Source organism: Vibrio sp. SNU_ST1 (genome assembly GCF_030563405.1).
In the GTDB taxonomy this organism is placed as follows: Bacteria; Pseudomonadota; Gammaproteobacteria; order Enterobacterales; family Vibrionaceae; genus Vibrio.
In genome coordinates this window covers 1988851-2008327 of record NZ_CP130748.1, presented here as the reverse complement: position 1 = coordinate 2008327, position 19477 = coordinate 1988851, and the positions used below count along the sequence as shown (strand labels likewise).

The 19477-nt window shown below is 43.6% G+C and carries 20 protein-coding genes; 17 read left to right on the top strand and 3 right to left on the bottom strand.

From position 1 onward, the window contains the following. Nucleotides 1-62: 62 nt before the first annotated feature. A complete protein-coding gene (locus tag Q5H80_RS08680; RefSeq protein WP_304564472.1) occupies nucleotides 63-692 on the top strand; it encodes a tetratricopeptide repeat protein in 630 nt (209 codons plus the stop codon). An 88-nt stretch (nucleotides 693-780) separates the two neighbouring features. On the opposite strand, the gene Q5H80_RS08675 is transcribed toward Q5H80_RS08680, so the two are convergent. Together Q5H80_RS08675 and nrfA are read right to left on the bottom strand one after the other, a co-directional pair. Further along, nucleotides 781-1125: a rhodanese-like domain-containing protein gene (locus Q5H80_RS08675; RefSeq protein WP_304564471.1), complete on the bottom strand. Its 345-nt coding sequence runs from the start codon at nucleotides 1123-1125 to the stop codon at nucleotides 781-783. A 128-nt stretch (nucleotides 1126-1253) separates the two neighbouring features. Next, a complete protein-coding gene (gene nrfA / locus Q5H80_RS08670) occupies nucleotides 1254-2684 on the bottom strand; it encodes an ammonia-forming nitrite reductase cytochrome c552 subunit (RefSeq protein ID WP_304564470.1) in 1431 nt (476 codons plus the stop codon). 481 nt (nucleotides 2685-3165) lie between these two features. Between nrfA and nrfB the strand changes: the two genes are divergently transcribed. The 15 genes from nrfB to Q5H80_RS08595 all read left to right on the top strand — a co-directional run bounded on the left by nrfB (nucleotide 3166) and on the right by Q5H80_RS08595 (nucleotide 17909). Then, complete coding sequence (gene nrfB, locus Q5H80_RS08665) at nucleotides 3166-3750, top strand: cytochrome c nitrite reductase pentaheme subunit (protein ID WP_086713605.1); 585 nt, start codon at nucleotides 3166-3168, stop codon at nucleotides 3748-3750. Between the two features lie 3 nt (nucleotides 3751-3753). After that, complete coding sequence (gene nrfC / locus Q5H80_RS08660) at nucleotides 3754-4440, top strand: cytochrome c nitrite reductase Fe-S protein (protein ID WP_192888938.1); 687 nt, start codon at nucleotides 3754-3756, stop codon at nucleotides 4438-4440. 2 nt (nucleotides 4441-4442) lie between these two features. Next, nucleotides 4443-5417 carry a cytochrome c nitrite reductase subunit NrfD gene (gene nrfD / locus Q5H80_RS08655; protein ID WP_192888937.1) on the top strand — a complete coding sequence of 325 codons (975 nt, stop codon included), beginning with the start codon at nucleotides 4443-4445 and terminating at the stop codon, nucleotides 5415-5417. A 128-nt stretch (nucleotides 5418-5545) separates the two neighbouring features. Then, nucleotides 5546-7468, top strand: coding sequence for a heme lyase CcmF/NrfE family subunit (locus Q5H80_RS08650; RefSeq protein WP_304564469.1), 1923 nt, complete (start codon nucleotides 5546-5548; stop codon nucleotides 7466-7468). Further along, nucleotides 7449-8021, top strand: a complete 573-nt coding sequence (locus Q5H80_RS08645; protein WP_304564468.1) for a DsbE family thiol:disulfide interchange protein — start codon at nucleotides 7449-7451, stop codon at nucleotides 8019-8021. The genes Q5H80_RS08650 and Q5H80_RS08645 overlap by 20 nt, the downstream gene beginning before the upstream one ends. Continuing rightward, nucleotides 8018-8458 (top strand): heme lyase NrfEFG subunit NrfF, encoded by a 441-nt coding sequence (gene nrfF / locus Q5H80_RS08640; protein WP_304564467.1) that lies wholly within the window; start codon nucleotides 8018-8020, stop codon nucleotides 8456-8458. The genes Q5H80_RS08645 and nrfF overlap by 4 nt, the downstream gene beginning before the upstream one ends. An 87-nt stretch (nucleotides 8459-8545) precedes the next feature. Continuing rightward, on the top strand, nucleotides 8546-8722 hold the full coding sequence (locus tag Q5H80_RS08635; protein ID WP_304564466.1) for a hypothetical protein: 177 nt from the start codon (nucleotides 8546-8548) through the stop codon (nucleotides 8720-8722). A gap of 250 nt (nucleotides 8723-8972) precedes the next feature. Further along, nucleotides 8973-9569, top strand: a complete 597-nt coding sequence (gene ribA, locus Q5H80_RS08630) for a GTP cyclohydrolase II (protein ID WP_009848836.1) — start codon at nucleotides 8973-8975, stop codon at nucleotides 9567-9569. 177 nt (nucleotides 9570-9746) lie between these two features. Then, nucleotides 9747-11006, top strand: a complete 1260-nt coding sequence (locus Q5H80_RS08625) for an imelysin family protein (RefSeq protein ID WP_304564459.1) — start codon at nucleotides 9747-9749, stop codon at nucleotides 11004-11006. 112 nt (nucleotides 11007-11118) lie between these two features. Beyond that, on the top strand, nucleotides 11119-12507 hold the full coding sequence (locus Q5H80_RS08620) for a di-heme oxidoredictase family protein (RefSeq protein WP_304564457.1): 1389 nt from the start codon (nucleotides 11119-11121) through the stop codon (nucleotides 12505-12507). A gap of 142 nt (nucleotides 12508-12649) precedes the next feature. Next, nucleotides 12650-13711 carry an imelysin family protein gene (locus tag Q5H80_RS08615; RefSeq protein WP_304564455.1) on the top strand — a complete coding sequence of 354 codons (1062 nt, stop codon included), beginning with the start codon at nucleotides 12650-12652 and terminating at the stop codon, nucleotides 13709-13711. Further along, entirely contained in the window at nucleotides 13701-14789 is a 1089-nt protein-coding gene (locus Q5H80_RS08610) for a DUF1513 domain-containing protein (RefSeq protein ID WP_304564454.1), read from the top strand. Before Q5H80_RS08615 ends, Q5H80_RS08610 begins: the two co-directional genes overlap by 11 nt. A gap of 80 nt (nucleotides 14790-14869) precedes the next feature. Further along, on the top strand, nucleotides 14870-16408 hold the full coding sequence (locus tag Q5H80_RS08605) for a murein L,D-transpeptidase (protein WP_304564452.1): 1539 nt from the start codon (nucleotides 14870-14872) through the stop codon (nucleotides 16406-16408). Between the two features lie 199 nt (nucleotides 16409-16607). After that, the gene (locus Q5H80_RS08600) at nucleotides 16608-17156 is read left to right on the top strand and encodes a YcbK family protein (RefSeq protein WP_009848830.1); all 549 of its coding nucleotides are present in this window, start codon (nucleotides 16608-16610) and stop codon (nucleotides 17154-17156) included. A 99-nt stretch (nucleotides 17157-17255) separates the two neighbouring features. Next, a complete protein-coding gene (locus Q5H80_RS08595) occupies nucleotides 17256-17909 on the top strand; it encodes an MBL fold metallo-hydrolase (protein WP_004733386.1) in 654 nt (217 codons plus the stop codon). Between the two features lie 103 nt (nucleotides 17910-18012). On the opposite strand, the gene Q5H80_RS08590 is transcribed toward Q5H80_RS08595, so the two are convergent. Then, nucleotides 18013-18813: a DUF2982 domain-containing protein gene (locus Q5H80_RS08590; RefSeq protein WP_304564443.1), complete on the bottom strand. Its 801-nt coding sequence runs from the start codon at nucleotides 18811-18813 to the stop codon at nucleotides 18013-18015. A 220-nt stretch (nucleotides 18814-19033) separates the two neighbouring features. Here Q5H80_RS08590 and Q5H80_RS08585 point away from each other — a divergent pair, with 220 nt between their 5' ends. Continuing rightward, nucleotides 19034-19426, top strand: coding sequence for a hypothetical protein (locus Q5H80_RS08585; protein WP_012604302.1), 393 nt, complete (start codon nucleotides 19034-19036; stop codon nucleotides 19424-19426). Nucleotides 19427-19477 lie beyond the last annotated feature (51 nt).

The window sequence follows — 19477 nt, the reverse complement described above, 5'->3', positions numbered from 1 at the left end:
ACGAGGCAGGGCGAAAACGATAGAGTAGAGATAGATCTAAATCTAAATAAAAGGGATATGGAATGGATATCTGGTTGTTGGTTGCGTTGGTACTCATGAGTTTGTTTTTGATTGTGGTTATTATTGCAGCGAACAAAAACAGCGGTCATCTAAAAGGGAATGTGTTGATTTCGCTTATTGCTGTGGCTTTGAGCGTACTTGTCTGGTCTCAACTGAAACAAGAGATACCTCAACTTCCTATAGATGATAACAATAGTTACACGGCAACGGATTTCCAAGATGAGCTTCAGCAAAGCCTTGAGCAAGACCCGAATCAATCCGATTTGTGGTTTAAGCTTGGTGGTGTGTATATGCAGAAAGGGGAGTTTGATGCAGCGTTCACCTGTTACGACTACGCGATTCGCTTAGATCCTCAAGCACATTCTGGCCTCTATGCTGCCAAAGCAACCGCTCTTTATTACCTCAGCTCTCAAGCGATGAGCGATGACGTGAATACGCTATTGGATCACTCAATGCAGCTTGATCCCAATGATCGTACGGCATTGATGCTGATTGCGACCGATCACTTCATTAGTATGCGCTATCAACAAGCGATTGATGCGTGGACTCAAATTCTCGATTCCAATCAAAAGGGGATTGATCGCGTTTCGATTATTCACTCGATCAATCAAGCCAAGCAGATGATCCGCTAGGCTTGGTCAATAGGCTATTCTCCCTGATTGGCTTTTGAAGCGATTTGTCTTTGAAACGATTAGCCTCTAAAGCCATTAATCTCTCAAGTTATTGGCTATCTAGCATCTCTGTTAACCCACCTGCGTTATGGATTTGAGTAAACCCTTGAGCACGCAAGAACTGATAAGCTTGCCCTGAACGATTACCACTGCGGCAATACAGAACGACCAGTTGGTCTTTCTCTATATCGGCGAAGTGAGTAGCCACTTCAGAAAGAGGGTAGTTGATGGCGTTATCTAGATGCCCTTGTTCGAACTCTTCAGGTGTTCTGACATCAACGACTAATGCGCCTTTCTCTATTAATTCCCACCCTGTTTCTGCACGCTCAGAGGCGTGAACGCCTGAACTGAGTAGTGCAATACATAATGCCGAAAGCGAAAGTAGGGTTCTCATTCTTGATTCCTTAAATTGGCGAGTGGATTGGGGGTGTCGATATTGATGTTTATTCCCCCAAACCCAAAAAAAACCAGCCACACAATAATAGTGTGACTGGTTTTTACGTAATGGTCTAATTGAAGAAACTAGTATTCGTAGTTGGCTTCACGCTTTTCAGCTTGCTCTTCCCATTTAGGAACAACTGTGTCTAAGAAGTGTTGCTTCTCAGCGTTCATCTTATCCATGTCCATTCCAAGCGCTTTTTGAGCCGCTTCTTTGGTAGAGATGTCTGGAATCTCAATTGGATCAGTGATGCCTTTCTTCGCCAGTAGACGAACAATCTTAGTACGAGCGTCGGCTGCGCGGTCAACGGCAGTACCTAGCACTTCTAGAGCGATTTCAGGGGCGTGCATATGAACACCATGAGACGCAATAGCGTAGTCCCAACGCCATTGAGCGTGACGGATATCCAGTAGGATAGGCTCCATCTCTTGCTCTGTCGCACCTGCTTCCCATGCCGCGCCTGCTTCAAAGTGAGCGGCAACGATTTGTTTCTCAGCGGTCAGCTTCATGTTTAGCACTTGCGCTTTACGGCTTGAAACGATGTTACGCATGGTTTCTTTAGATTGAGTATGACAGTTAGCACAAGTATCTTCGAAGCGGTCGAATGGGTTACCCACTTTATGGTCGGTATAAACGGTACCATCTTCTTTGGTTACTTTCGGCATATGACAGTCAACACAAGCAACTTTGTTTTTGCCGTGAATACCTTCACGCCAAGTTTCATAGCCTGGGTGCTGAGCTTTTAGCATTGGTGCTTTTGATACTTTGTGTGTCCAATCCTTAAAGCCGATCTCATCGTAGTATTCCTCCATTTGCTCTACGCGAGTCCCTTTATCCCAAGGAAATTTCACGCCTTTCGTCGGACCTGTGAAGTAGTATTCCACGTGGCACTGAGCACAAACGGAAGCTTGTTGGTCTAGGCGACCTTGGTCTTCAAACTTCTTACCAATCGCGTCAAATGCACGCTCAACGTAAGGGCGAGTAACTTTCAGTGCCGGTTCACCGTTTTTAAAGCCTTCGCTTTGCGTATCGTGACAGTCTGAACAGCCAATAGGGTTAACTATCTCATTGCCAAGACGTGCCCATTTGCCTTCGAAGTAACCATCTTCGCCACGTTCTTCAATAACACGTGCGACGTCTGGGCTTTTACAGCTCCAACACGCCATTGGCATTGGGCCTGAGCTTTCGTCAGTTGGGCCGCCAGTACGAAGCGTTTGTCGTACATCGTCAATCGCATAAAAGTGACCACGTGCTTTGTTGTAATCTTTTGCGAAGCCGTAGCCAGCCCACATGATGACCATGTTGGGATCTTCTTTTAGTGCATCTTCAATGGTTTCGCTTTCTGAAGTCTGTCTCCATGAATGATATTGATCTGGGTGGTTTTGCTCGAACTGGTCGTTACGAGGATCGCCAATTTCTTTTTGTTCAGACGCAGCAAAACTGGTCGCGCTTGCTAGTGATGCGCTAACCATTAATAGTGCTGTGACCGAATTACGTATCCAATGCTTTTTCACAGTGATATCTCCAATATACTGATTCTTATACCAAGCGTTGTGAGTTTGCTATTCAAATTAAGAACTGGAGAATTCCTGTTTATATTAATTCATAAACAAACACATTTTGTTACGTGTTGGATATAGCTTGTCTTAGATCAATTAATGGTAGTGACTTCAATCACGTTGAAGTTTATATACCCCTAAAGGGGTATTGTTGGGTAGTGTTATTAAAATTTAATTGAGAATTATTATCATATATAACAATCAATTACCTGAATTGACCATGATATAAATAGGGTGATTGCGTTCACAGAATAACCCATCCAAATTTCGTATTACCCAATTAGAGGTATATTCTAACTATAGAAAGCGTTGTGGCTTATCCAAAATAAGAATTGATATCATTTAAGCGGTAATAATATCGTTTAAGGGTACTTTTGTTTAACCGGAATATTATTTAGTTGAGAGTTAAATAATGCCGGTATAAGGAAAGGATAAAATGGGCAATATTAAATTGGCCATAGTCATAATGCTTAAATCCCTTCTAGCATTCTGCCTCTATGGTTATTCCATTCATGCTGTTGCTGAGCCTGCTGTTACGCCAGTAGGAGAATCAACAAGACATGAAGTCGAATTAATCCGCGACAAAGATTACAAGTGTGTTCAATGCCATAAAGATTCCAAAGAAACCGTATTGGGCTCTCATGGTGAAAGCGCACACGCTTTACTTGGCCGTGAAGTGAATTGTACTGATTGTCATACCTCTATTGGCCCCGATCACCGTGAAGGTGCACCTGAAGTGGTGAAGTATCGTTCGGCTCAATCACAACCGGGAACTGAGAAGGTTTTCCTAGACCCAAGCTTAATTTTAGATGCGAATAGCCAATGTATAGATTGTCATAAACCGGATGATCTTCGTGAAGCTAGCTGGACTCACGATGTTCACGCGCAAAACTTAACCTGTTCAAACTGTCATGACGTTCATGCCACTGAAGCGAAAGTGTTGGGTTTAGATAAAAAGCAAACCATCAAGCTGTGTGTGGATTGCCATTCAGACTTCAACCAGAAGAAAGAAGGGGAGTAATCTATGAGCTGCTCAAGAAGAAACTTTTTAGCAGGTGCTGGTGCCGTTATTTTTACCACGGGTGTCGCGGGAACCGCGGCGGTAACAAGTCGTAAAACGTTGGCCAACGTTCAAGAAGATGGCACTAAGCGTTATGGAATGATCCATGACGAAACCGCTTGTATTGGTTGTACTGCTTGTACCGAAGCATGCCGTGAAGTGAACAAAGTGCCTGAAGGCGTATCGCGATTAGAAATTATTAAGAGTGAGCCTCAAGGCGAATATCCGAATGTTGATTACCGTTTTACTCGTAACTCTTGCCAACATTGTGATAATGCACCCTGTGTCATGGTTTGTCCTACAGGTGCGGCCTACAAAGATGAAAAAACTGGCATCGTTGATGTGCATAAAGAGAAATGTGTCGGCTGTGGTTATTGTCTACTGGCATGTCCTTATCAAGTGCGCTTTTTCCATCCTGAGAATAAATCCGCAGATAAATGTAACTTCTGTCGTGATACCAACCTAGCACAAGGTAAGTTACCTGCTTGTGTCGAATCTTGCCCAACCAAAGCGTTGATTTTTGGTGACTTAAATGATCCTAAGAGTGAGATAAACCAAGTGCTTCAATCTGAGGTGGTTTACAGAGACAAAGCTTATCTCGGTACTCAGCCCAAACTCTATAAAGTGCCACACCAAAAAGGGGAGATTTGATTATGAGTGCATGGGACGCAGCTTTTCAGTCTGGTACCGTGGTATGGGACTGGATTATAGCAATCTATCTATTTCTCGCGGGGATGTCGGCGGGTGCCGTAATGATCTCCATTTACCTTAAGCGTAAAGTCATTGAAGGTGATCCTGCCCATAATGGTGTGTTAAAGGCCACGGCTTTTCTTGCGCCCTTTGGGATCATTTCAGGTCTGCTGATCTTGGTTTTCCACCTAACAAAACCGTTATCATTTTGGAAGATCATGATCTTCTACAATCCAACGTCTGTGATGTCGATGGGTGTGATCTTATTCCAAGTGTATATGGTGATCTTGTTCCTTTGGATCGGCATTATATTTAGAGATCAAATCGTCGGGTTCTTGAATGACCAAGTATGGTTAAAAGGACGACTCGATTTTGTTGGTAACTGGATTGGCAAATTAGAAGTGTTCGAGAATGCTTTGGAAATATTCTTAGCTGTTCTTGCTCTGATGCTTGCCGCTTATACAGGATTCCTGCTTTCCGCTCTAAATACATTCCCACTGTTGAATAACCCAGTGCTGCCGATTTTGTTCTTATTCTCGAGCTTATCTTCGGGAGCGGCGGCATGTATTTTATTTGGTGTGTTGGTCTTTAAAGAATCACCTCATAGCCCGAGTATTTCATGGATCCACGGCTTCGAGCGCCCTGTCGTGATGTTTGAGTTGTTTGTTCTTATTACTTTCTTTACTGGGCTTATCTTCGCTGGTGGTCAAAGTGAGCAAGCAGTATGGAACGCAATTGGCAGTGGTTTCTGGGCGAGTTGGTTCTGGTATGGCGTGATCGGTGTTGGTATGGTTTTACCATTGTTGCTGAATGCGGTCACACCAACGTCTATCCGTCATAGTTCGGTGTATATTTTCTCTGTAACTTCGTTAAGCCTGATGGGCGTGTTAATGCTGCGAACTTTTGTCCTTTATGCAGGGCAGTTAACGTTAGCTTAATTTCGCGCAAGTTTATTAGTGAGCAGATGTCGGATACTAAACATCTGCTTATTAATGAACATGCTTTAAATAAACATGAGATGCGTGTTCAGATCGGCTCTGCTCAAGCGGAGCCTTATTGAGGTGATATGGTCGGTTCTTTGGGGCTGTTTAGTTTAGTGTTGGTTGCTGTACTCAGTAGCATTATTGGTGTGCATTCGTTTTATCAAATGCTAAACAAACGGACGCAAAATATAAGTTTAATCCGCGGTTTCTCTCTTTCAAGTGCATTGTTTTCTCTCAATTCTGTCGTATTGCTTGGCTATGCTTTTGTCAGTGATGACTTCTCTATTCTCTATGTTGCTGAACATTCAAACACTCAATTACCCTCATTTTTTAAGCTTGCAGCCGTATGGGCAGGACATGAAGGTTCCTTGTTGTTTTGGGTACTGACGATCAGCGTCTGGTCTGGCGTGATTGCCTTACAAAAACACTATTCGAATGAATACCAAAGCCGTGTGTTGTGGGTAATGAATCTACTGCTCGCGATATTTGCTTGGTTCACCTTATTCGCATCAAACCCATTTGAAATGAATTCGATCTTGCCGCTAGAAGGGCGTGACCTTAACCCAATGTTACAAGATGTCGGCCTGATCTTTCACCCTCCATTACTTTACCTTGGCTATGTCGGTTTTTCTGTGGTGCTGGCATTTTCAGTTGCCGCTTTGCTGGTTGATCCTATTGAGTTTGATTGGGTTGCCCATTGTCGCAGTTGGTGTCTAGTCGCTTGGATCTTTTTAACTGCAGGGATCATTCTTGGATCTTGGTGGGCGTATTACGAATTAGGCTGGGGCGGCTGGTGGTTCTGGGATCCTGTTGAAAATGCCAGCTTGTTGCCGTGGCTAACTTCAACAGCATTACTGCACAGTCTAGGCGTTGCTAAGGGCAAACAACAGCTCTTGAAATGGTCTCTCAGCCTTGCTTTCATTACGTTTTGTTTGAGTATCTTAGGCACCTTTATTGTTCGTTCTGGCGTATTAACGTCGGTGCATGCTTTTGCTGTCGATCCAACCAAAGGTATCGCACTGCTACTTATATTAGTGTTGGTGCTCGTGAGCTCATTTTCTCTGCTTATCATCAGAGGAGAGTCTTTTGAATCTAACCCGATTACTAGCTTCGCGAGTAAGAGCTTTTTAAGCCTAGTCGCGGTGCTCATTTTTGTACTGGCGACCGCTGTTGTGGTGTTTGGTACGTTTTATCCAATGGTCTTTGAACTGCTTGGGTTGGGGAACATATCGGTAGGTGCGCCTTACTTTAATCTGTTGATTGCACCTTTGGCTTTGCTTGCGTTAGCCGTCGTGGGTTTAGCCCCTTTGCTGAGTATTAAACCTCAAGCGACTAAAGGTGTTATTTCATCGTTAGCTGTGGTGTCATTGGTACTTGGTTATGCTTGTTATTCATGGCAAGTGGAACAAGTCCAACGACAAGTGATGGCTCTGATGACATGGTCACTCGCATTTTGGGTTTTACTCACTCATGTTTATGGCTTAGTGGTGACGCGCAGCTCGAAGTTCCAACGAAAAGTCTGGGTGATGACCTTTGCGCATGTTGGTGTCGCGGTATTAGCAGTAGGTGCGGCAATGAATAGCTACCACTCGTTTGAGCGCAGCTATAAACTAAGCCCAGGAGCACAAGTAAAGTTCATTGATTGGACGCTATCTCATGAAGATACAAAGCTTTATGTCGCCTCAAACTTTACCGCAGAGAAGGCGATACTTAAGCTAGAAACTGGCGAGCAAAGTTTTTCCATTACACCTGAAAGAAGACATTACCAAGTTCGAGTGATGAACATGAGTGAGCCCGCAATGAAATGGTTCTGGCATGGTGATGTGTATATCACCATGGGTGAGAAAGTAGACTCCACCGCTTATGCGTTTCGAGTGCAGTACAAGGCGTATGCGCGCTGGATCTGGTTTGGTGGGTTGTTCTCCATTCTTGGCGCTTTACTCTCATTGACTCATCGTAAAAAGAAAACCGTTAAGGCGTCACAGTATGCATACCAGCGTTCGTAATAAACTCATTACTCTATTTTCAGTGGCTGTTGCTTTGGTCGTTGCATTTTCATATGCGCTCGAAAGTAAGCAACAAACGACCAGCGTTTCAGAGCAAAAAAGGGCTTTCCCTGAATTTACGGCAGCAAAGCTCGTTACAGATGAGCCATTCGATTCTGAAGCATTAATCTCTGAAACGGCTAAGCTTACGCTTGCTGATATTACTCAACATCCTTACCAATTGGTCAATGTATGGGCTTCTTGGTGTGGAATATGTAAAACCGAGCACGCTTTTTTACTCAAACTGCAGAAGAAAGGCATACCAATTGTTGGTCTCAATTATCGAGATAACTCTGGGGCAGCGATCAATGTGTTATCGAGCGACGGCAATCCGTACTCAACTGTGATCAGTGATCCTCAAGGGAAGTTGGCTTTAGAACTCGGTGTAATAGGGACTCCTGAAACGTATTTAGTCGATGCTGAAGGCCAAATAGTTAAGAAGTTGCTAGGTGTGATTAATGAATCGGTTTGGCGCAAAGAACTCGTTCACTATTTTAAAGGTGCAAATGGATGATGAAGTTCCTGCTCAACATAGTGCTCATACTTAGCGCTGCTATTGTCGTCAACTTCCCTGTAATAGCAGAGGATTTGTTTACGGCGAGTGATAAAGATACAAGTATTCAGGTAGAGTTATTTGAGTTTGAAAGCCCTAATCAACAACAGCGTGCTATTAGTTTGGCAAAATCGCTGCGCTGCCCACAGTGTCAGAATCAAAACTTAATAGAATCAAATTCCCCAATAGCAAAAGATTTGCGTCTCGTTGTCTTTAATATGGTTAAGTCAGGCAAGAGCAATAATGAAATAACCCAATATATGACATATAGATTCGGTGAGTTTGTTCTATATAAACCAAAAATGAACTATTCAAACCTATTACTTTGGTTACTTCCGGTTGTTATGTTGATCATATTTATATATTTATTAGTTGTAAGTGTTAAGAATAAAATATAAAAAAATCACATATTACTGTTTACCAATTGAGCAATATTTTGTATTATCGACAGATCGTAAAGGTTAAATAGTATTAAGGATGTGTCTGTGGATAATGTAACCTCAAGTTTGAAAAAAGAGTTCCATACTCATGTTCAATCCGATAAATGGGCTGAAAAATACAGTGCGAAATCGAGCATATCCATACTTACGCGCGAAGAGTTAGCAGAATTAGAAAATGCTTGGGTTCAGCTTATTATCTGGAAGCAAGCACAAGTAGGCTAACTGTTCAGCAACAAAGCATCACTAAAACCTTTACTGATTGATTTTTAACCCCATGTTGGTCATACCAATGTGGGGTTTTTTGTTACCTAGAAAATTAATTGTTATAATATAACAATTTGTACGTGGTCGACCTTGAAAAAAATTGTTAACAGCCTCATAGTGTCTATCATTAGATAGTTAGCTACAAAATATTGCCTAGACATATAGTGTAGTGTTGTTAAATACATCGAATTTTCAAGTGAGTATAGTTATGGCGGAAGTGCGTGCCAGAATAGATTTCAAAGTAGGGGTAACAAGCAGTATTGATGCTGAACTTCTGTCTTTTCATGGATTGAAAACAGATAAAGAGCATGTTGCTGTGATATTTAAATCAGCGGATAAGACACAAGACATACCTCTTGTTCGTATGCACTCTGAGTGCCTGACTGGTGATGTTTTTCATTCTTCTCGCTGTGACTGTGGTGAGCAGTTAGATGAAACCATCAGAATTATGGGTGAGACGGGGGGAGTGATTCTTTACTTACGCCAAGAAGGTCGTGGTATTGGTTTGTATAACAAAATCGATGCGTACCGTCTGCAAAGCGAAGGCATGAACACCTATGAAGCGAATAACCACCTAGGTTTTGGTGATGATTTACGTGACTTTACCGAAGCGGCAGAAATGCTTCGCGCTTTAGGAACCACAAAAATTCGTTTGGTGACTAATAACCCTAAGAAAATCAATGAACTGAAATCTTTCGGTATTGAGATTGAAGAAGTGGTGAACACCTCTGCTCATATCAAGTCGGGTAATGAAAGCTATCTAAAGGCGAAAGTCTCACACGGCAAGCATAATCTGGATATTTGATAAACCTTCTTTCGTTGCTATAGCACAAAAGTATTTAAAGACCTCACAAATGTGAGGTTTTTTTGTATTTATCTTGCAATAAAATTGTAAGTTTGTATGATTCAAACCTGTAGTGTAAATGATAATGGTTTGCACTATTACTACGAATAATAATTCAAAGCTCAACAAGGATGCTTCATGACCATTAAATCTTTAGTGACAAAAGCCGTAACTTCGTCACTCATTTTTGCCTCTGCTTCTTCTTTTGCAGCAGTAACTCAAGATCAAGTTGTAGAACATTACGCCGATATTGCTCATGCAGTGTTTGCAGATTCAGTAATTACAGCAAAAGCGTTGAACTCTTCTATTGATACCTTCTTAGCTTCTCCTTCTGCTGGTAATTTCGAACAAGTAAAGCAAGCTTGGCTTGAGTCTCGTGTACCTTACCAACAGTCTGAGGTATTTCGCTTTGGTAACGTTGTTGTAGATGATTGGGAAGGCCAATTAAACGCATGGCCGCTAGATGAAGGCCTTATCGATTACGTTTCGACTGATTACCAATATGAGCTTGGTAACGAAGGCGCTAGCGCAAACATCGTTGCAAATAAGACGTTCCAAATTGGTCAAACAACAGTAGACGCAACTAACATTACTCCAGAGTTAATTGCAGACCTAAACGAGATCGGTGGTTCTGAAGCGAACGTAGCGTCTGGTTACCACGCGATTGAATTCCTACTTTGGGGTCAAGACTTAAATGGCACAAACAGCGGTGCAGGTGAGCGTGCTTACACTGATTTCGTTGTTGGCGCTGAGTGTACTAATGGTAACTGTGACCGTCGTGGCGCATACTTAAAAGCCTCTGCGGAACTCCTTATCCAAGACCTAGAGTGGATGGAAAAGCAGTGGGCTGAAGGCGAGAAGGGCAACTATCGTCAAGAGCTTCTTTCTGAATCTAGCGAGAACGGCCTACGTAAAATGCTATTTGGTATGGGGTCACTGTCTTTAGGTGAACTAGCGGGTGAGCGTATGAAAGTGGCTTTAGAAGCAAACTCTACTGAAGACGAGCACGATTGTTTCTCGGATAACACGCACAATTCTCACTATTACAACGAGCAAGGTATCTACAACGTATACACTGGCCTGTACAAGCGTGAAGACGGTTCTCTACTTTCTGGTCCTAGCCTGTTTGACCTCGTTGAGCAAAAAGACGAGCAAGCTGCAAAAGAGATTCAAAAGCAGTTTGATCTAGCACGTGCACAAGTTGGTCAGCTTGTTGTTTCTGCAGAGAAAAACAACCAGCACTTCGATCAGCTAATTGCTGCTGACAATGCTGCGGGTAACGCACTCGTAAACAAAACTATTGTTGCGCTAGTGTCTCAAACCGCTGCAATCGAGCGTGCTGCTGGTGTTATTGGCATTGATAGCCTAAACCCAGACACAGCGGATCACGAGTTTTAAGAACCCGAGTTCAAAACTATTGTAAGGGCTCTTATTGAGCCCTTAATTGTTTGTTATTCAAAAAAGTTACTCCCTAATAAAAACTAAAATCAAAAACACAGCAAGGCAATGTATGAAGTCGTATCTCTCAGCCTCACTATTAACCGCACTGTTTTTCTTATCCCCATTACACGCCCATGAAACCTACTCTGGTGGCAAAACCACAGTAAAGAAAGAGGGCGCGAACGCTTTTTCTCTTCCTGCCGCCAACTTGCCAATGAGCAAACGCTTGGATTTCAGCGTAGGTAACAGCTTCTTTAGAAATCCTTGGGTTCCTGCGCCGTCATCAACCGATGCGCGTGATGGGTTAGGCCCACTATTCAATACCAACGGTTGTCAAAACTGCCATATCAAAGATGGTCGTGGTCATGCGCCTGAAAAAGATGACCAGAACGCGGTTTCATTGTTGGTCCGCTTAAGTATCCCGGCTGAAACGCCAGAGCAGAGACAAGCCTTCATTCGTGATGGTGGTATTCCAGAGCCGACTTACGGTGGACAACTACAAGATTTCGCAATTCAAGGTGTAAAGCCTGAGGGTAAAGTGAACATTAGCTACACGGATGTTCCTGTTGAATTCAAAGACGGCACAGTCGTAACTCTGCGTAAACCAAGCCTAAAGATTACTGAGCTTGCTTTCGGCGAGATGCATCCTAAAACAGAATTTTCTGCTCGTGTCGCGCCGCCAATGATTGGTCTTGGTCTGCTTGAGAGCATTTCAAAAGAAACGATTCTCGGATTTGCTAAACAGCAGTTGGCCGACAAGCAAGGTGTTTCAGGCAAAGCGAACTACGTTCTTGATGTTCAAACTAACGAAATGGCGTTGGGTCGATTCGGTTGGAAAGCTGGTCAGCCAAACCTAATGCAGCAAAATGCGGCTGCGTTTAACGGTGATTTAGGTTTAACGAGTCGATTATTCCCTAATGAAAACTGCACATCTGCACAATCGACCTGTGATGACTTTCCGAATGGTGGTGAGCCAGAAGTCAGTGATAACATCTTAGACTTCGTTGAGTTCTATTCGCAGCATCTAGCGGTACCTATTCGTCGCAACGTGGACAACCCTGCCGTTGTTCAAGGTAAAAGGTTATTTAAAGACGTTGGTTGCCAAAGTTGTCACCAAGCTGAAATTCGCACTGCAGAACGTGAAGGTTTACCTGCGTTGTCTAAGCAGTTAATCAGTCCATACACAGACATGTTGTTGCACGATATGGGTGAAGGTTTGGCGGATAATCGCCCTGAGTATCTTGCTAATGGCCAAGAGTGGCGCACGACACCGTTATGGGGATTAGGCTATACCAAAGAAGTGAATGGTCATACGTTCCTGCTTCATGACGGTCGCGCAAGAAACGTTATGGAAGCGGTACTTTGGCACGGTGGTGAAGCAGAAATGGCGAAACAAAACGTTCTGTCTTTGAATACCACTGAGCGTGAAGCACTACTGGCGTTTTTGAATTCGCTATAGTCGGTCTGAGATTCAGTCGTTCAAAGATCTAGTTAACCCAAAGAACACAACCGCTGAACTTGTAGGAATACGAGGTCAGCGGTCGTTTCGCATTTAATGAACTCATATAATTAAAAGAAAAATTAGCAAGTAAGGTAACAGCATGACACATAAATTTTTGTTAATGCCTTTGTCGGTATTAATCATGGCAGGCTGCCAATCATCGGGTGAGCAAGCCGCTTCACCTGAGGTTAACGGTGTGTCTTATCAAGCTGATACGACCGACCACATCAGTCGCAGTGTCTATCAACAAGAGTTTGATTCTGCAGTCCTATTCGCCAAGCAAGCCAACGAGCTAGAAGTCTTGATGCAGGGTTACTGCCAAACTAATGATGTTGAGTTAGATGCTTTGAAAAGTCAGTGGCAGCTCACCATGAACAGCTGGATGGCACTTCAAGGCCAAGAAAGAGGTCCAACTGCGGCACTTGAAGAGAGCTGGAATATTCAATTCTGGCCAGACAAAAAGAACACCACCGGCCTAAAAATGCGTCAACTGACTCAGCAAGATAAGTCTTGGTCTCAAGATGAAATTGCTCAGCAAAGTGTGACAGTTCAAGGGCTAGGCGCTTTGGAATGGTCTCTTTATGACGCCCAATCGCCATTACTTCAAGATAAAGATCTTGGTTGCCAATCATCGCAAGCGATTGCTGAAAACTTGGCACTTAAATCGTCTTCTATTGCACAGGCATGGCAAGTTAACCCTTGGGTAGCTCTAGACGAGATGCGTTGGGAGTCGGAATACATTGCTTTGCTGACGAATCAACTTGATTACAGTATGAAAAAGCTGAGCCGTCCGATGGCTAAAATTGGTCATCCGCGTCCGTATTTCTCAGAATCATGGCGCGCACAAACCTCGATGACTCAACTAAAAGCCAATGTAGCAGCGCTTGAGAAGCTTTACCTCGCTGATGGCAATGGCTTGGATGGATTGCTGAAAGAGAAGGGGTTAAGTGACCTTGCAGAGCGTGTTGCTGCCCAGTTCACGCTAACACTAGAGACTTGGCCGACAGATTCTAGCTTGTTCACTCTGCTGCAGAGCAAAGAAGGTTACCGAGATGTGCTGACTCAATACAATAAATTAGAACGCTTGAAGTACCTGATTCATGAAGAAGTGGCGATAGAGCTTGGCGTGGTAATAGGATTCAATGCTACCGATGGTGACTGATACTATACGAAGAACGCTACTCAAGGCTGCACTGGGTTGTGCAGCTGTTCCTGTACTGCCATTTGGGTGTGCTAGTCGCTCTGGCGCTGTGAGCACATCTAATGATCCTCAACTGATCGGCTGTGCGCTTAATGGTCGTGGCCAATATTCAGCGGTTGTGGCTGACGAATATGGTATGCCGCTGAGTCAATTGCCGATTCCCGATCGTGGCCATGGCGTTGCGATTTGCCCAACATTATCGCATGCGGTTGTTTTTGCTCGTCGTCCTGGTGATTATTTTATGGTTTTTGACTATAAAAACGGTGAGCAAATCAAGTTAGTTGTGAAAGGGAAGAACCGTCACTTCTATGGCCATGGTGTTTACTCATTAGATGGCAAGTTACTGTATGCCACCGAAGGTAAAACGGACAGCAGTCAAGGCGTTATTGGCGTTTACAATGTCGAGCAAGGCTATCGTAAAGTTGATGAGTTTACTGATTTCGGCATTGGCCCACATGAAGTGATCATCATGCCTGACGGTAATCTCGCGATCGGCGTTGGTGGCGTTCATACTGATGGTAGAACACCTAAAAATTTGGATTCGATGCAGCCGAGTTTGAGCTATGTTTCACCTGAAGGCGTGCTACTTGATCAGGTTGAATTGCTGGATAAGAAATTGAGTATTCGTCACCTAGCCCATGATGGTGCTGAAACTGTGCTTTGTGGCCAGCAATATCGTGGTGAGCCGGATGAGTATCCTTCACTTTTGGCGATGCATACCAAAGGTGGGCAGTTTGAATCACTGAACGCAGAGCCAGAGCAATGGGCAAGGTTCAATCACTATATCGCAAGTATTGCGGCTTCTGATGATTGGATTATTGCGACCTCGCCAAGAGGCAATTGCTACGGTATTTGGTCTAAGGAGACTAAAGAACTAGTAGAACTCTCTGCGCTATCTGATGCTTCTGGTGCAGTGCTGCTTGATGGTGAGTTTCGACTCAGCTCTGGGGCGGGGAGTGTGGTTAGCCAACGCAAGCCTTTTGAAAAATCAATTCAGCAATCATCGGTCCAGTGGGATAATCACTGGAGTTCAATCTGATATATATAGCCTCTCAAAAATAACATGCTTACTCCTATTTCTTTGCCATACTTATGGGATGATTGGTGATGGGATTAAGCATGTTAGCGAAATACTTCTGTGGATTATTGGTGTTAGTTTCTGTGCATGCATGGAGCTATACGAGTTCTGACGAGAGCCGATTTATTCCGGCTGATTCAGAACTCTCTTTTATGCTGATTTATCCAGAGCTTACCCAGAGTATTTATCAAGACTCTTCTCTGCCTATTCTGTGGGACTCCCCTGAACTTGTTAAAGCGTTTGAATTCCAATTGTCGCTTTTAGAACAAGCGCAAATGGCACCGCTTTTTGACCGACAACTTAAGCAAATCCGTGAGTACCAATCTCGTGGGCAATGGCAAGAGTTGGACATCTTATTAACCGATACCTTTATCTATTACCTAAGCTATGTTGAAAATGCGCCACTTGCCGGTAAAGAGTGGTATTTCTCAGGCAAGTTACATTCCAAGTTACCAGCGCCTTCTCCACATATTCTGATGAGATTAAAAAGCAGTGTCGCCAATGATTACTTATTGGAGATGGTGTTGTCTTACGCGCCGCCTGTTGGGGACTTTGACCAATTCAAAGCAACCTATTCGGTGTTAGAAACCGCCTCTGAGCTCAATATTGAACGTTATAGACAGAAAGGTTTGAAGCGCTTGGGTGACCAGCTTTCAGACAAAGCCATTCTTGTTGAGCGTATTGCTTTGGTCGGTGTTGATACCTCGATGATCGCGGTCGATTTCCCAGAGTTCGATCGAGATCTGCAAACGGCGATTAAATCATTCCAGCGCATGCACGGCCTTACAGACGATGGGGTCGTCGGGCCAGATACGATGAAATGGATCAACATGAGCTTTGATGACCGATTGACTTCTTTGGCTCTGAATGCGGAACGCGTGCGTTTGTGGCCACGAGACAGAGACTCTCTCATTGTCGTCAACGTCCCTAGTTTTGATATGAAGTATTGGGAAGATGGTGAAGAGGTCTTTGAGTCCAAAGTTGTCGTGGGCAGAAAGTCGCGAAAAACACCGCTTTTAGAGATAAACCTAGATTCGGTCATCCTAAACCCGACTTGGAACGTGCCATGGAAAATCATGGTGAAAGACATCTTGCCTAAAGTAAAAGCGGACGAAAGCTACCTAGAAACACACGACTTCCAAGTCATTGATGGTTGGCGCACTATGGAAACCGTCGACACCACAGATATCGATTGGCAGACCATCAATTTCAATTCGTTCCCATATCGAATGCGTCAACAGGCGGGCTCACATAATGCACTAGGTTTGTACAAGTTCAACACACCCAACAAGCGAGCCATCTACCTGCACGATACACCAAGTAAAGGCCTGTTTAATGATGACTTCCGAGCTTATAGTTCAGGTTGTATACGTGTCGAACATGCAGAGGAGTTGGCTGAATTGTTGTTTGCCACCAAGGTAAGGAAAGTCCCTAACCAAAGTAACGACCTTGCTCCTAATACTAAGGTGCGACTCAAGAAGCGAATCCCCGTGCATATCATCTATCAAACCGTGCTGTTTGAAGAAGGGGGCATACAGTATCGTGGTGACATCTATCAATATGATAAAGAGGGTGGTTAATTATAATTGAAGCCAATAAGGGTGATCTTGACCAAAAAATGACAACCAAGCTTCTATTGATAAAATTATAATGTGGATCAATAACTAACCGTGCAAAGGTTACAAATACTAACCTTTTGGGCGGTTTTTGTACGTTGACGCAGCAATTTCCATTATGTATCGTGCATTTTTCGTTCGATCTAATTGGTTTTTTTGCTGTATGTCTCAAAGTTTATTTTCACGCCGTCAGTTTCTGACTTACGCTGGTGGTACCGCTGTTGTCGCCTCAATCACTCCTTCTATCGCTTTTGCTTCATACCCTGATCAACCAAGAACGATTAGCATGAACAATCTTCACACCGGTGAACGCTTAGAGACCTGTTATTTCGATGGCACTAACTATGTTGGTGATGAAATGGCTCGCTTAAGCAAATTGTGCCGTGATTTCCGCCGCAATGAGATTCATCCAATGGACAAGAACCTGTTTGATCAGATCACTCAGATTCAAAATGTACTGGGTATTCAAAAAGAAGTTCAAATCATCTCTGGCTACCGTTCTCCAGCGACCAATGAAGCATTGCGATCAAAGTCGAGTGGCGTAGCCAAGAAGAGCTACCATATGTTAGGTAAAGCGATCGATTTCCGTATTGATGGCGTTAACCTAAAAGAATTAAGAGACGTTGCTAAAAGCTTGAATGCGGGTGGTGTCGGTTACTATGCACGTAGCAACTTTATCCATATTGATACAGGTCCAGCACGGAGTTGGTAGCGTTAAGCTGAATTTGCGAGCGAATGCTTGGTACTTGTCAAAGTAGACATCCAATGTCATAGTTTGCCCAAATTTCAGTTTGCCCTCTAAGGTTTGTATATGTCTCTTAAGTATCAAGTTGTCCCTGTTACCTCGTTCTCTCAAAACTGCTCAATTGTGTGGTGTGATGAGACAATGGAAGGCATCGTTGTCGATCCGGGCGGTGATGTTCAGCAACTGGCTGCTATCATCGAAGAGTTAGGTGTTAAAGTAGTGAACTTAGTATTGACTCACGGTCACCTAGACCATGTGGGCGGGACAGTACCACTTGCTGAAATCTTGAACGTGAACATTGTTGGCCCACATAAGGCAGACAACTTTTGGCTTCAAGGTTTAGAGAACCAAAGCCAGATGTTTGGTTTCCCACTGTGCAAAGCTTTTGAACCAAACACATGGTTAGAAGAGGGCGACAAAGTCACTTTTGGTAACCAAGTGATTGATGTTATCCATACACCGGGTCATACGCCGGGTCACGTTGTGTTATTCAGCGAGCAAGCGCGCATGGCGTTTGTTGGTGACGTTTTATTTAACGGTGCTATTGGTCGCACGGATTTTCCACAAGGTGACTTCAACACGCTGATTGCTTCAATCAAAACTAAGCTTTGGCCGCTAGGCAGTGACGTGACATTTGTACCGGGCCATGGCCCTGAGTCTACATTTGGCCGCGAGCGCGCATCAAACCCGTTTGTAGCTGATGAAATGCCACTCTACTAAGCCTCTGACCTAATAAAAGAGCGATTGAAAATGAAGCTTAGCTTTTCTTATCAAAGTTAAGCTTTTTTATTGCGTGCTAGTTTGTTTTTAAACCGGTTTATTTTTAATCAGAAAGGCGCTCGGCAGCCGCCAAGTAGCGTCGAGCCAGTCCAACAAACTCTTCTCCACTAATATTTAGGTCATGGGTTGATATGAAAATATCGTAGCCGTGAAATCCTCTTTGATATTTCATCCTGTTTGCAAGCATCGCCTGTAATCCTGAATAATCTTTAATCAACGCGTTTTGAGTGTTCGATTCATTGGTTGAATCAAGGGCAGTCTGTGGCTGGTAATCACTGAAGTTATCGTCGTCAATATTCTCTGACTCTTTATATTGGCTCAATTCAACACAGCCGCTTTCTGTGCAACGTGCATGGTAATGCGATGAGTCGAGCACCATATCTTCAAAGTTTGATTCTTTACCTGCTTGCTTAGCTCCTAGATACAAAAGTGCTCGCTGGCTCAGCAATAATTCGCAGGTTATTTTAGGGCAGATAGAGTCAAGGTAGGGCGAGTAATCTTTGATTTTAATACCCACCCAAGGGAGCGGTTGATGCCACCCTTCTTGCTCGTAGGTACACATGCCGATCTTTTCAATATTGCTCCACTTTAAAACCCACCCACCTTTATAAAAATGCTGTTGAAAGTGAGTGGAGGTGAGCGTGAACATCACTCTGCTACGAAGCATCAAATAATAGCCCGTGCCCAAAAGCGCGCTAATGCAAAATGCACCCACGATCAGTAATTTTGAGTTATCAATGTATAACGCCATGATTAGACAAGCGAATCCTAAAATGACGGCGATAATTCGATATGATTGCGTAAAAGCAGGCAAAGAGAAATTTGTAAGGTGACGAGTGTCCATAGGCAACACCAAGTTTTCATATTTTTGTCTGGATGGATAACCAGTGTATATGACCCTGAATTGATAAAGCGATGATTAAATAATAGACGCTAGTAGATAATATCGGTATTTTTCGTCGACTTTCGACGCTTCACTCTACAAATAGCTCCTGTTTTTTGGTATAAATCGCGCTTCAAATTTTCACCACTGCGAAAAGAGCAGTGAACTGGAGAAATATTCAATGAGACTTGCTCATAAGCGTAAGGTGCAGGCTAAACTGCAGAAGCGCACTAAAGCGGCTGTAGTTAAAGCAGTGGCAACGCCGAAAAAAGCGAAGCCTGTCGCAGAGAAAGTTGTAGCAGAAAAAACTGTAGCAGCAAAACCAGCGGTAGAGAAAGCAGTAGCAGCAACTAAAGAAGTTGCAGTAGCACTGACTCCTAAGCAACAACAAGTTCTAGACATCGTTGTTAGCAATGCTGAAGGCATTAACCCTAAAGGTATCGGCTTAGCTGCTGGTCAAGAAGACGCGAAAGCAGCTTCATGGGCAACAGGCGCATTGAAAAAACTTCTTGAAGAAAACCTAGTAGCGAAAGAGCAACTTGCAGGTAACAAGGTTATCTACAAAGCTATGTAATCCCGCGGGATTACATTCGCTTCGTTAAAGTTTTTAAGCCTCGAATTTCGA